The sequence below is a fragment of the Leucobacter komagatae genome (assembly GCF_000834055.1).
GTDB classification, from domain to species: Bacteria; Actinomycetota; Actinomycetes; order Actinomycetales; family Microbacteriaceae; genus Leucobacter; species Leucobacter komagatae_A.
Map to the genome: position 1 here is coordinate 140821 of NZ_JXSQ01000004.1, position 13055 is coordinate 153875.

Annotated in this window: 12 protein-coding genes and 3 pseudogenes; 6 read left to right on the forward strand and 9 right to left on the reverse strand. The window is 67.8% G+C overall.

Translation table 11 applies throughout. The features are described from left to right. Positions 1-42: 42 nt before the first annotated feature. On the reverse strand, positions 43-1680 hold the full coding sequence (locus SD72_RS04820) for an amidohydrolase (protein WP_042543303.1): 1638 nt from the start codon (positions 1678-1680) through the stop codon (positions 43-45). A 112-nt stretch (positions 1681-1792) separates the two neighbouring features. Between SD72_RS04820 and SD72_RS18660 the strand changes: the two are divergent. Then, a pseudogene (locus SD72_RS18660) lies at positions 1793-1933 on the forward strand (hypothetical protein); the annotation flags it as partial. 29 nt (positions 1934-1962) lie between these two features. Here the strand turns inward: SD72_RS18660 and SD72_RS18160 are convergent. Then, positions 1963-2166, reverse strand: a complete 204-nt coding sequence (locus tag SD72_RS18160) for a hypothetical protein (RefSeq protein WP_052492475.1) — start codon at positions 2164-2166, stop codon at positions 1963-1965. On the opposite strand from SD72_RS18160, the gene SD72_RS18665 reads away from it, so the two are divergent. Then, the gene (locus SD72_RS18665) at positions 2066-2494 is read left to right on the forward strand and encodes a TetR/AcrR family transcriptional regulator C-terminal domain-containing protein (RefSeq protein WP_420038415.1); all 429 of its coding nucleotides are present in this window, start codon (positions 2066-2068) and stop codon (positions 2492-2494) included. The two genes, SD72_RS18160 and SD72_RS18665, sit on opposite strands and share 101 nt — an antisense overlap. A gap of 275 nt (positions 2495-2769) precedes the next feature. On the opposite strand, the pseudogene SD72_RS04830 reads toward SD72_RS18665, so the two are convergent. The 3 genes and pseudogenes from SD72_RS04830 to SD72_RS04840 all read right to left on the reverse strand — a co-directional run. After that, positions 2770-4020, reverse strand: a pseudogene (locus SD72_RS04830) (DHA2 family efflux MFS transporter permease subunit); the annotation flags it as partial. A gap of 23 nt (positions 4021-4043) precedes the next feature. After that, positions 4044-5549: an MDR family MFS transporter gene (locus SD72_RS04835; protein ID WP_042543305.1), complete on the reverse strand. Its 1506-nt coding sequence runs from the start codon at positions 5547-5549 to the stop codon at positions 4044-4046. A gap of 86 nt (positions 5550-5635) precedes the next feature. Next, positions 5636-6145, reverse strand: coding sequence for a hypothetical protein (locus SD72_RS04840; RefSeq protein WP_157000460.1), 510 nt, complete (start codon positions 6143-6145; stop codon positions 5636-5638). A 43-nt stretch (positions 6146-6188) separates the two neighbouring features. On the opposite strand from SD72_RS04840, the gene SD72_RS04845 reads away from it, so the two are divergent. Beyond that, on the forward strand, positions 6189-6518 hold the full coding sequence (locus tag SD72_RS04845) for a GNAT family N-acetyltransferase (protein ID WP_042543307.1): 330 nt from the start codon (positions 6189-6191) through the stop codon (positions 6516-6518). Positions 6519-6536: 18 nt separating this feature from the next. Here the strand turns inward: SD72_RS04845 and SD72_RS04850 are convergent, their stop codons facing one another. From SD72_RS04850 to SD72_RS04865, 4 genes are all read right to left on the reverse strand, one after another. After that, entirely contained in the window at positions 6537-7178 is a 642-nt protein-coding gene (locus SD72_RS04850) for an asparagine synthase (protein ID WP_232299648.1), read from the reverse strand. Positions 7179-7304: 126 nt separating this feature from the next. After that, the gene (locus SD72_RS04855; protein ID WP_042543395.1) at positions 7305-7982 is read right to left on the reverse strand and encodes a metal-dependent transcriptional regulator; all 678 of its coding nucleotides are present in this window, start codon (positions 7980-7982) and stop codon (positions 7305-7307) included. 48 nt (positions 7983-8030) lie between these two features. After that, entirely contained in the window at positions 8031-9611 is a 1581-nt protein-coding gene (gene pdxR / locus SD72_RS04860) for a MocR-like pyridoxine biosynthesis transcription factor PdxR (RefSeq protein WP_052492477.1), read from the reverse strand. Positions 9612-9637: 26 nt separating this feature from the next. Continuing rightward, positions 9638-10720, reverse strand: a complete 1083-nt coding sequence (locus tag SD72_RS04865) for an enoyl-CoA hydratase/isomerase family protein (RefSeq protein WP_042543309.1) — start codon at positions 10718-10720, stop codon at positions 9638-9640. Positions 10721-10823: 103 nt separating this feature from the next. On the opposite strand from SD72_RS04865, the pseudogene SD72_RS04870 reads away from it, so the two are divergent. The 3 genes and pseudogenes from SD72_RS04870 (at position 10824) to SD72_RS04880 (ending at position 12958) form a co-directional block, all read left to right on the forward strand. Then, positions 10824-11622: pseudogene (locus SD72_RS04870) on the forward strand (DUF3097 family protein). A 65-nt stretch (positions 11623-11687) separates the two neighbouring features. After that, entirely contained in the window at positions 11688-12545 is an 858-nt protein-coding gene (locus tag SD72_RS04875) for an arginase family protein (protein ID WP_042543310.1), read from the forward strand. Then, positions 12542-12958 carry a hypothetical protein gene (locus SD72_RS04880; RefSeq protein WP_042543311.1) on the forward strand — a complete coding sequence of 139 codons (417 nt, stop codon included), beginning with the start codon at positions 12542-12544 and terminating at the stop codon, positions 12956-12958. The genes SD72_RS04875 and SD72_RS04880 overlap by 4 nt, the downstream gene beginning before the upstream one ends. The last annotated feature ends 97 nt before the right edge of the window (positions 12959-13055 follow it).

Here is a 13055-nt window from a genome sequence, read left to right on the forward strand (position 1 = left end):
CTTTCAGGGGGCGGCGGCTGAGCCGCTGAGGAGGGGAATGAACTATTCGGTATGCAGGGTGCGCAGCCCGTCGAGGTAGGTTGCGCGCACGGGGAGCGTTGCGAGATCATCGCCGCTCGCCTCGAGGGGATCCGCAGACCACACTGCGAGGTCTGCGCGGGCTCCGGCTCGGATGATGCCGAGGTCGTCGTCGCCCTGTGCGAGCGCTGCCCCGCGGGTGTAGCCGTGCAGCGCCTGCGCGGCTGTGAGCCGCTCTTCTGGTTCGTAAACAAATCCGTTGAGGTCGCCGGGTGCCCGGCGCAGCATCGCCCAGGCAAGCCCGACACGAGCATCGAGGTCGGCGATCGGCCAGTCGGAGCCGAGGGCGAGCGGTGCCCCAGCGCGGAGCACGGTGCCCGCAGCCCAGGCGCGGGCGGCCCGCACGGGGCCGAGCCGCCTTGCCCACTCGTCGCTGCCGTCAGCGATGCGCCACTGCATGTGCGGCAGCTGCATCGAAGAGGTGATGCCGGTAGCAGCGAGGCGCGCGACATCTCGCGGGTCGAGCGTCTCGAGGTGCTCGATGCGGTGCGGGACACCGCTGCGGGCAATCGATCCGACCGCCTCGTAGGCGGTGATCGTCTCGCCGACCGCGCGATCCCCGATCGCGTGCGTTGCGATCTGGAAGCCGGCGTCCGCGAACTCGCGCACGGCAGCCGCGAAGGCGGCGGGGTCGGGCCAGAAACCCGTCAGGCCGTCGCCGTCGGCGTCGGCCTCATACAGCCAGCCGGCGCCCGTGTCGATCACGCCGTCGGCGTAGAGCTTGATGACGCCGCCACGCCAGCGCTTACCCCCGCGGTCGCGCTGGGCTGCGATGCCGGCGCGCTGCTCTGCCGAGTAGCTCGGCTTGACGTCCATCGCGCTCACGATCCGCACGGGAAGGCCCATGCCCGTCATGTCGAGCGCCTCAAGCAGGTCGAGCGTCTCCGAGTTGCCGTCCATGATCGTGCCGCCGGTGAGGCCCGAGCGGCGCATCTTCGCGAAGGTCGCGCGCGCCGCCTCGAGGGTCTGCTCCCTGCTTGGCTTTGGGGCGATCTCGAGGATCGGCTGGTAGGCGCTGTCCTCACGGAGTTCACCGGTCGGGGTGCCAGCGGCGTCGACCATAATCTCCGACGTGTCTTCAAATGAGCGGGCACCGGTGATGCCCGCGAGGCGGAGCGCCTCCGAGCTCGCAATCGCGGTGTGGAAGTCGAAGAAGAACACTATCGCCGGGAGGCCGCCGACGGCATCGTCGACGAGGCGTGCGGTGAGCGGCTCGCCGTCGAACGCCGCGTAGTCGAGGTTCCAGGCGCGCACCCAACCGGATCCGCCCTCGCTGCGCACGCGCGCAGCTTCGGCCGCGAGCGCGTTGCGCAGCTCGCGGAGGTCGCGCACGGAGGCGAGGTCTGCCCCCTGGCAGAGCTCGACGCCCTGGATCGGGTGCAGGTGGGCGTCGATCAGCCCGGGGGTCACGGTCGAGCCCGCGACGGAGTCGACCTGGGTGCGCGGCCCACGGAACGCGTCAGCGATCTCCGCAGCCTCGCCGACCGCGAGCACGCGCCCGCCTGCCACGGCGATCGACCGCGGTTCGAGCCGGCTATCGCCATCGACCATGGTGTGCACTCGTGCGCCAGCAATGATCAGGTCAGCAGTTGTCCCCGCCACGTGTCCTCCCCCAGTCTTGAGACCCCGTAGTCTCGTGTGAGACGTGGAGCACACTTAATTTACGCAGATTCAATAAACTCCGCAACCCCACGAGAAGAGGAAGTGCAGCGCAATGACGACGGAGCCAGACAGCAAGCGCCCAGCGGGGCGGCCCCGCACCGCCGTCCTGTCTCGCGAGCGGATCCTCGAAACGGCGTTCACACTCGCCGACGTCCGTGGCGGCGACTTCACGCTCGCAGCGCTTGCGCGCGAACTCGGCGTCCGACCCTCCGCTCTGCACCACTACTTCGCCGGCAAGAACGAGCTCATCGCTGGCATGCGCGGACAGCTCACGACGCGCGTCGGTGACCACGGTTTCGACTCGCTGAGCTGGCACGAGGCGATCGTGCCGTGGGCGAGGGCGTACCGGCAGACGTTTGGGGCCCACCCTGGCATCATTGCCGCGCTCGCGACACTGCCCGTTGACGACGAGATCGAATCGATCATCGACTACGAGCGCATTGCCGCGGCTATGCGGCGAGACGGATACCCCGAGCACCGGATCGTGCCGGCGATTGTCGCCATCGAATCCTTCGTCATCGGATCGGCCCTCGACTCGCTCGCCCCGGAGGACAACCTCCGCCCCGTCGACAACGCGCGGCTCGCACCACACCTCACCGCCGCCGAACACGCCGCCCGCGCATACGCGAGCGCACGCGCGCGCAGCGCGGTGGACGAAACATTCGAGTTCGGTCTCGCAGCCCTCGTCGCGGGACTCGTCGCCGCGACGGAAATCGACGCAGCGGAAGCCGACGCGACGGGCGCACGCGCGTAGCGTGCGCGGCTGGCGGCGCGCGGCAGGGACTTGCCGCGCGCCGCGCCGATCACACCGTCGTGCTCTGCGCTGGCTCTTCGCGCACGAACAGCGCAACGACGGCACCAAGGGAGGCGATCGCGCCCCCCGATGATGAACGCGACGCGGGTGCCGTGCGCGAGCGCCTCAGCGTCGATGGCTGCGGGGTCCCCGCCAGCCCAGCTCACCGAGACAAGCGTCATCACCGTGACAAACAGTGCGGTGCCTGCGGCGCCGGCAACCTGCTGCACGGTCGAGATCATCGCGCTACCGTGCGACGCGAGCGACACCGGAAGCGAGCCAAGCGACACGGAGAACAGCGGGGTGAAGACGCCAGCGAGACCGATGCTGAGCACGATATGGGTCGCGAGCACCTGCCACACGCTCGTTGTCTCGGTAAACAGGCCCATCGAGAGCAGCGCGAGCGCCGTAATGATCGTGCCGGGGATCAGCATGGGGCGAACCCCGCGCGCATCGATGAACCGCCCGACGACGGGTCCGAGCAGGCCCATGAGCAGCCCACCAGGCAGCAACAGCAGCCCCGTTTGCAGCGGCGTGACGCCGAGCACGTTTTGCGCGTAGATCGGGACGAGGATGAGCGAGCCGAACAGCGCCATCGCGGCGCAGGCGATCAGCACGACCGAGAGCGCGTACGGGCGACTGCGGAACGTACGCAGGTCGAGGAGCGCGCGATCGTCGCGCTGCAGCACGGTCTGCCGCCACACGAACAGCGCAAGCGCGAGCGCACCGAGGCCAGCGGGCACGAACGGGGAGACGAGCACGTCACCACTTGCCGCGCTGCCGACCTCGCTGAGCCCGTACACGAGACCACCGAAACCGACCACGGAAAGCAGCACGGACAACAGATCCACCGAGGTGCGCTTGCGCACACCAACGTTCGGCATCCTGATGCCGCCGAGCACCAGGGCGAAGAGCGCAATCGGGAGCACGAGCAGGAACAACCAGCGCCAGCTGAGTACCTCGAGAATAAGCCCCGAGACGGTCGGGCCGAGTGCCGGAGCGACAGACATCACGATGGAGATGCGCCCCATAAGCCGGCCGCGCTGGCTCGGCGGAACGAGGGTCACGACGGTTGTCATGAGCAGCGGCATCATGATTGCCGTGCCGCACGCCTGCACAACGCGCCCAACGAGCAGTACGGGCAGCCCCGGCGCAACGGCCGCAATGAGGGTACCGATGCTGAAGAGCGACATCGCGACGATGAAGAGGCTCCGCGTGCGCACCCGCTGGATGAGCATGCCGGTGATCGGGATCACGACGCTCATGGTGAGCAGGAACGCCGTCGTGAGCCACTGCCCCTCGGACGCGGAGATGTGGAGAGTATCCATGAGTTCTGGAAGAGCGACGCCCATGATGGTCTCGTTGAGAATCACCACGAACGCTGAGCCGAGCAGCAGCCATACGGCAAGCTGCTCGCGGGGCCCGAATACTCGGGCGTTGGGGTCGTTCGACTCATCGAACTCTGGGGCACGGTCTGCAGGAGGCATAGAAGGGATATTCTATGCCCGATTCACTCCCCCGCTTTACCAGCGCGGCGACGCGTGGGGAACACCCCTGGTTCGTCGCGAACGGCGAGCGCAAACCCGACGCCGACGGTCGCAATGAGGGCGCCGGTGAAGAACGCGACGCGCAGCCCGGCAACCATCGATTCGGCCGATTCCGCCATCGCGAGACCGGCGTGACTCACCGAGAACAGGGTCATGAGCGTCACGAGCATCGCGGTTCCGGCCGCAGCAGCGAGCTGTTGCACGGTGTTGAGCGTTGCCGAACCGTGCGAGGCGAGGCTCGCGGGCAACGAGCCGAGCGCCATCGCGTAGATCGGGGTAAAGACCCCGGAGAGGCCGATATTCATCACGAGGTTCGTCGCGAAGAGCTGCGCGAGGGGCGTGTGCTCACCGAAGAGCAGCATCGACCAGAGCGAAAGCGCGGTGACCGCCGTCCCCGCCACGAGCACGCCCCTGCCACCGCGGGCGTCAACGAGGCGGCCAACGAGCGGCGCGAGCGCCGCTGAAACGATACTGCCGGGCAGCACGATGAGCCCTGTGATGAGCGGACTCAGCCCCAGCACGTTCTGCGCGTACAACGGCAGCAAGAACAGCACACCGAAAAGCGAAATACTGCTCGCGACAAACACGACGGTTGAGCGCGCGAACGTGGGCCGCGCGAAGACGCGAAGGTCGAGCAACGCGCGGTCTTCACGCTGCAGTGCCACCTGCCGCCACCCAAAGCACGCGAGCCCGATCAGCCCGACGGTGAGTGGGATCCACGGCGGGAGCGTCGGCGCGCCAACGGCGAGCGAACCGACGGCGCTCAGCCCGTAGACGATGCCGCCGAACGCGAAGCCGGAGAGCACGATCGACAGCGCGTCGATCCGCGCAAACCGCCGCACCCCAACGTTCGGCATCAGCCACGCGCCGACAACGAAGGTCACCAGGGCGATCGGCAGCATGATGATGAACAGCCATCGCCAGCTCAGCCACTGGAGCACGAACCCGGCAAGCACCGGGCCAAACGCCGGGGCGGATGCGAAGACGACCGTCACCCTGCCCATGAGCCGGCCGCGCTGGCCTGCCGGCGCGAGCGTCGCGATAGTCGTCATCACCAGCGGGCTGAGCACGGCGGTCCCCGCCGCCTGCACCACGCGGCCGGCGAGCAACAGTGTGAACCCCGGCGCGAGGGCAGCGATGAGGGTTCCGAGCGTGAACACGGCCATGGCCGCGATGAACAGCGTCCGCGTGGAGAATCGTTGAATCACGAGTCCGGTCATCGGGATGATGATGCTCATCGTGAGCATATAGGCGGTGGTGAGCCACTGCGCCTGCGCGGCGGTAATGCTGAACTCGCGCATCAGCGGGGCGGTTGCAACCCCCATCACTGTTTCGTTCACTACGGCGATGAAGCAGGCACCAAGCAGCAACCAGACCGCGAGACGCTCGCGCGCCCCAAACGTGGACTCGGTTGCGGCTTCGCCAGACTCCACGCCCGCTGGGCCAGTGGTTCGCGGTTCGCGCTGCATGAGGGTACTAGCCTAGAGGAACGTGAGGGTGACTCTCCAACTGGGGCAGCATGCGCACGGCAGCGTGTCGCGGGACCACGCCGACACTATCGCGCCTCGCAGGCGACCTCGGGATCATCGGGAAGCCCAAGCGATGCGCGGGCCTTGGCCGAGGTGGCTGCGATGCGCTCCGCACCCTCCCACTCGTGGGCGACAGCGTCCGCTGCGCTCAGCTCTGCGACGTCTCGCGCTTGCTCGGCGTCGGCCGCAAGCGAATCGCGGACAGCCGCGATCGCGTCCTCTGCATCTGCCGGCCAGGACACGCTTGCATCGTCGAGGTTCTCTGCTGCGGCGAGCGATCGCCGTTCAAGCGTGGTGAGTGCAGCGCCGAGCGCGGTCTCATCCCCGGCCTCTGAGCGCGCGAGCGCGATCCGAAGCCGCTCCACCTCAACATCGACCGAGTCCCATGCGCCGTTCACCGGGCAGACGGCGTCAAGATAACGCGCCCCAGCCCCCGTGACCGTCAGCTCCTCGGGTTCAGGTTCTGGCGCCGTGCACCCGGCGAGCGGCAGCAGCGCCACGGCGGCGACCGCCAGCATCGTTCCTCTACGCAGCATTCTTTCACCCACCATTCGAGGATAACGGGGATAGGCTACGAGCATGGCGAGATACCTTAGCGAAGAGGATGCCGCTGCGGCAGGCATCACCATTGTCCACGAGCCCGAGGCCCAGCGATTCGCGATCCATCGCGCAAGCGACGCGGGCGACGAGGTCGTTGGCGAGGCCCACTACTCGTTCCCGAGCGCAGGCGTCGTCGACTTCGACCACACACTCGTGGCCGACTCCCTCCGCGGCACGGGCCTGTCAGGGCTCCTCGCCAAGCGCGCACTCACGTCGAACATCGCGCGCGAACACACGGTGCGAGCGTCGTGCTGGTTCATCGAGGGCTACATCGACAAGCACCCCGAGCTGCTCAACTCGCGCGACTAATCGTCGCTCGGCCGGCAGCTACTTCGAAGACTTCAGCCTGATCCGGTCTTTCAGGCTCACCTTCGGCGCCTGCTGCTTCAGAAGCGAGGTGAGGTCCTTTTCGATGAGTTGCTGGATCCGCTCATCGCGGTTGTTGCGGTACTCGTCATCGTGCCCGCCACTGTAGTAGGGGTGGCTTGCCCGCTCCTTGAGCGAGTCGCCAATTTCGGACCACGCGAGCGTCCGCGCCCGTTCAACGGTCGAGTCGAGGTACGCCTGTTCCTCGGTGCGGGCGCGCAGCTCCGCAGCCACCTGCTCGTAGACCTCTTGCCTGTGCTTCAGGGTGCGGCTGTCGCCGCTGCCATACTCGGTCTCGCTCCACGAGCTTCTCCCCGTGTCACGAATCTCTCCGCGCACCCGCGAGATGTGGCGCGCATCGCGCTCACGCTCAGCAGCGAGTTCGTTCAGCGAGTCCCTGACCATCTCCACGATCTGTTGCTCGTCGTAGTCGACGTGTTCTTTGAGCGCGTTCATGATGATCGCGTTCTTCACCGTCATTCGTACGGCGACGTCTGCAACAAGCAACCCCTGCTCGACGATCTCCTCGACCGGGGCCAGCACGCGCTTGGGAAGTCGGCGCGGCGGCTGAGCCCGCCTCTTACGCTTTGAAAACCAACCCAAAGCCGCCTCCTCTCGGTACCCGATACCCATTATCTCGTATTGCAGCGCCAGCGGCGGCACACCGACCACTTCGTCGGGTTCGGCGATTCACGTTGCCCCACCATTGGGATCGCAGTTGCCAGCGTATCAGCCGAGCTGCGCCGCCCACACGGAGTCGGACGCGGCTTTTCCTAGCAGCACGGGCTGCCCGGTTCCCGCGACGCTCACCGCGGTTGTTTCCGAGTACGGCTCGCCTTCGAGGAGCTCAAGCTCCGCGTCGACGATGATGCCGCGAGACGCAAAGTACTGGAGCATTTCAGGGTCGGAGTCAGAGATGCGCTCGACGCGTACGCGGCACGGCGCTTCGATCTCGGTGAGCAACCGCGCAACTGGTTTGTGCACGAGGCCCTCTGCGCTCGGGATCGGGTCGCCGTGCGGGTCACGTTTCGGGTAGTCAAGCACGCGATCGATGCGGTTGACGAGCTCGTCTGACACGGCGTGCTCAAGCCGGTCGGCCTCGTCGTGCACCTCGTCCCACGAGTAGTCGAGCATGCGCACGAGGAAGGTCTCGATGAGCCGGTGCCTGCGGGTCATCACCACGGCAAGCTCCCTCCCCTCTGGGGTGAGGGTGACGGTGCCGTAGCGCTGATGGTCGATGAGACCGGAGTCTGCGAGTTTCCGCAGCGCATCTGAAACGGTTGATAGGCGCACCCCAGCGGCCTCCGCGATCGCCGAGTTCGTGATCGGGGTATCCGACCACTCCTCGAGGCTCCAGATAACCTTGAGATAGTTCTGCATGCTTGCAGTGATGTTCTCAACACTCACGAGGTAAGCGTATCGCTTCACCCTGCGCGCGGCTCGGTCTATGGCGTGTCAGGCTGCAGGATGCGCTGCCCTGAGTACCGCAGCGAGTTCGCGGAGTGCGCGATCGAACTCCGCGTCGACCGACCCGCCGAGCCCAATCACGAGCCCGGCCATGCCCGTTCCGCGCCGCTGCCAGTACCCGCCGAGCGGCTGCGCGCCAAGCCCCGCCTCGTTGGCAAGGCGAACGGCGAGCTGCTCACGCCGGCGAAGCTGCGCCGCGTCATCCCCGACGAACTCGAGCACTGCGTGCAGCCCTCCGTCCATCGGGCGAACCCGCACGCCCGCAATCCCTGCGAGACGCTCGGAGACGAGGTCGCGCCGCTGCGCATATCGTCGCAGCAGGCGCGCGGTGTGCCTGCGCAGCTCGCCCGTCCCCAGGTAGTGCGCGAGCGCAAACTGCACCACGGAGGAGACCGGCCCGCCGAGCTCACGGCGCACCGGAGTGAGCATCGCACGGATGCTCTCTGGCGCGAGCAGGTAGCCGGCCGACAGCGCGGGCGCGACCGTTCGTGAGAACGTGCCGAGGAGCACGACGGACCCCGTGACCTGGTCGTCGAGTGCCGCAAGCGTCGGTAGCGGACTGCCGGTGAACCGAAGTTCCGAGTCGAAGTCGTCCTCAACGATGATCACGCCGCCCCGCTTTGCCCATGCGAGCAGCTCACGACGGCGCACAAGCGGCAGGGATCCACCGAGCGGGTACTGGTGGCTCGGGGTGACGATGACCAGGTCCAGCACCCCCTCTGGCAGGCGCGACGTGTCGAGGCCTTCGCTGTCTGTTGGGAGCGCGACGATCCGCGCTCCGTGCCGCGCTGCGACGCCGCGCAGCGACGGCAGCCCTGGGTCCTCGACACCGACGACGAGGCCGCGCCCGTGAGTGGTGCCGAGCGAGGTGAGGAGGAGACCGAGCCCCTCGCGCGTGCCGGCGGTAACCACAACGTCGGTCGCGGCGCGCGCGGTCGCGCGCATCCTGCGCAGATGGTCAGCGATCTCCTCGCGCAGCCGCTGGTCGCCGAGCGGCGGCGCAACGAGGTGCGCGCGCGCCGCGGCTTCCCGCCACGCTGCTCGCCATGCCGGGCTGTTGATCGCGCTCGGAATCGGTTCGCCGGGGGCGAGTGGCTCCCCACGCTGCTCGGCTGCCGCTTGCGGCGGGCGGAGCGGTTTGGCTGATCGCGCGGCCTCGCCATCTCCCGCGAGCGCACGTCTTGCCTCTTGCGGCTGCGTCGCACCGGCCCCACCCGTCCGGGCCGCCCCCGCGCCCGCCTGGCCGGCACCCGCGAGTTCTGGGTGCACCGCAGTGCCACGGCCGTGGACGGCGACAAGGTACCCCTCGCCGATGAGCTGTTCGTACGAGGCGACAACGACGCCACGGGCAACGCCTATGCGTCGGGCGAGCTCGCGGGTAGCCGGCACCGGTTCTGCCGGGCGAAGCGTCCCGGCGTCGATGGCCTCGCGCAGCGCGGCAGCGAGCTGCACGGGAAGCGGGGTGTCGAGGGAACGATCAAGCTCGACAGGGAACTCGCGAGCGGCGCCGCGAGCAGGACGCGGGCTCGTGCCAACACCGCTGCTTCGTTTTCGCGCCTCGGCCGTCATACGTCAAGGGTATCGCCGCCGTGGCGCTAGCCCGCGGTCGGGAGACCGAGTCCCTGCTCCCCTGCCGGGTGCGGGGCGAGGATCTCGGCCACCTCACGCGGGTCGAGGTCTTCGACGCGGGCAGGGATCCACTGCGGGTTACGATCCTTGTCCACGAGCTGCGCCCGGACGCCCTCAGCGAAGTTCGCGTGCACCGCGAGCCGCGGCACGACCCGGTAGTCATCCTCGAGCACGCCGGCGACGTCGAGCTGCGCTGCACGCGTGCGGGCGAGCTGCGCGACGGTGACGGCGAGCGACAGCGGGCACATGCCCCGCACCGTTTCCGCCGTAGCGAGCGCGCGCTCGTCGGCGCTACTCTCCAGCGCTGCCAGCAGCGCGACAATCGCCCCGACTGGGTCAGCGACAGCGTCGACGGACCCGAGCGCCTCGTCAGCAATCGGATCAAACCAGTCACGCACGGCGAGCAGCGGGGCCTCGGGAACCGGCTCGGCGAAGTCGGCGAGCGCAGTCTCCGGATCCGCGCCAGCCGCGAGCGCGTCGCGGAGTTGCTCGATCCGCTCGCTCAGTATGAGGGTGTCGGCGAACCCGAGCGCGATCGCGTCAGCGGGGCCCATCTCGCTCGCGGTGATCGCGAGGTATTCGCCGAGCCGGCCAGGGGCCCGTGCGAGCAGGAAGTGGCCGCCGACATCGGGCATGATGCCGATGCGCGCCTCGGGCATTGCGAGGCGGCTGCGTTCCGTCACGACGCGGAAGGCCGCGTGACCGCCAAGCCCGATACCGCCGCCCATCGCGATGCCATCCATAATGGCGACAACCGGGATCGGTGAGGCGCTCACCCGGTAGTCGACGGCGTACTCCGCGCCGAACAACGCCCGCGGATCACCTCCGAAGGCAATCTGCTTAATGTCACCTCCGCCGCAGAACCCGCGCTCTCCCGCACCGTCGAGCACGATCGCGTTCGAGCCGGTAGCCGACTCAAGTGCCGCATCAATGCCGTCGAACATCTCCGTGTTCAGCGCGTTGATCGCCCGGGGCCGGTTCAGCGTGACCCGCGTGATCGCGCCAACTCGATCGACAAGGATGAGCGGTTCAGAAACTTCAGCGTTCATACTCAACACGCTAGCAGTCGGGCGTGAGCGCCGCATAGGGAGCGTGTTCGCTAGGCTCATGTGCGTGTTCGACAATCGCTATGACGACGACCCGATCGCCCGGATGAAGCCGCGGCGCGGCCCTGTGCAGCGCAAGGAAGTTCCGTTGGTGAAGGGGCTCGTCGTCGAGCACAGCCTGACGGAGTTCTGTGGGGCGGTGATCGATGCGCGCGATGGCGTCCTCCGGCTCGAGGACTTCGACGGCGCGGTGCGCTCCTTCCCGCGCAGCGACGCGTTCCTCGTCGATGGGGAGCCAGTGACATTCGTTGCACCGCAGCGTGCCCCCGTGCGGCGGCGCACGGCCTCGGGTTCCTTTGCCGCGCCGCAGGAGCGTGCACGTGTCGCGATGCCGAGCAGGATCTTTGTCGAGGGCAGGCACGACGCCGAGCTCGTCGAGCAGGTGTGGGGGGACGATCTGCGGGTGGAGGGGGATCGTCGTCGAGCTACTTGACGGTGCAGACCACCTGGAGCGGGTGCTCGCCGAGTTTCAGCCGGGGCCAGAACGTCGTGCTGGGGTGCTCCTTGATCACCTCGTCGCTGGTTCAAAGGAGACCCGGATCGCCGAGGCGATCGCGCGGGGCACGCACGGCGCGCACGTGCGCATTGTTGGCCACCCCTACATCGACATTTGGGAAGCGGTGAAGCCGGAACGGCTCGGGCTGACGCAGTGGCCGCGAATCCCCCGCGGCACCGATTGGAAGACAGGCATCTGCCTGTCGCTCGGTTGGCCCGCAGAGGATCTTGCGGATATCGCTGATGCCTGGAAGCGCATCCGGGGGCGCGTGCGCAACTTCCGTGACCTGGAGCCGCAGCTGGTCGGCCGCGTCGAAGAGCTCATCGACTTCGTCTCCGTTGGGCAGTGAGCTGTCGGGCACTCATCAGCTTGCCCAGCGTATTCTGAGTGGATCACGACACAGAGGTGGGTGCAATGCCTGAGCCGAGCAAACCGATTTTTTTGCTCATGCCCGAGTGGCAGGGATCCGCTTCGTCGCGCGCAATGTTCCTCACGGATGGCGCTGCGGTACTGCGTGAGGATCTTCCCCCAAGCGCGCGCATTGACGTTCAGGTGCCCGCGCACGCCGGAGACGCGCTCGGCACGCCAGTCGCGCGTCTCAGCTCGCTCCTTGCTGCCCGCGACGCCGCACGCGAGATCCTTGCAGGCCGCGACGAACTGGCGATCACGCTCGGCGGCGATTGCGCATCGACACTCGCTGGCATCGAGCGAGCCGTCGCACTCGACCCGGGGGTCGCCGTGCTCTGGTGCGACGCGCAGCCAGACCTGCAGCATCCGGGAACGTCGCCCTCTGGCGCAGCATCGGGGATGACACTCAGGCACGCACTCGGTGCTGGTTCCGACGATCTCAACGCCGCAACCCCGGTCGACCCGGCTCGCGTGCTACTCGTTGGGGCACGCGAGGTCGACCAGGAAGAGGCGGAGGCGATCGCAGCACTCGGGATCCGCTCGGAGCCAGCGCCTGCCGGAGATGGCAGTGACACCGCGGAGCGCGTTGCAGCGTGGCTCGCTGAGGTGCAGGCGACAAGCCTGTACATCCACATCGATCTCGACGTGCTCGATCCCGCCGACTTTTCGTCCGTGCACGCCGCGGTCCCCTTCGGGTTCTCCGTTGCGGAGCTTACGGGGGTGCTCCGGGCAGCCGTTGCGACAACCGCACTCACGGGCGCAGCGATCTGCGAGTTCGCACCAGCCGATGCCTCGATGGCGGCCGAGGACGCGCCGACCGTGCTGCGCATCCTCGCAGCACTCCTCTCGGGAGGCGCGGCATGAGCCGGGCAACGTCACAGGACGCGCTCACCGGTCGGGTCCCAGCAGCCGAGACTCGCGGCCGCCGCCAGCGGAACCTGCCGCTGGCATGGTTCGGCTACGCCTACGCCACTGCCGTTGGGTTTGTATGGGGTTCGATTTGGTCAACGGGCGCGGTAGAGCGCGTCGACGGGCTGTGGGTCTTCCGCGGCATGCCGAGGTGGACATTCGGCCGCGGCGGCAGCTGCGTCGGTGCCTGCTACCTCACGCACTCCAACGTGAGTCCCGCCGTGCTGAGGCACGAACGGGTGCACCGTCAGCAATGGCGCAGGTACGGCCTGGCCATGCCCCTGCTATATATGGCCGCTGGTAGGAACCCCCTCAAGAACAGATTCGAGATCGAGGCCGGCCTCAAAGACGGTGGCTATATTCGCTAGGCGTTTTCGCGCCGCGCCTGACCGGGTAGGGCATACGTAACAACACTGCAACAAGGTCGTCATCTCGCGGACGCCCGGCGTTGGCTCAGCGTAGTCT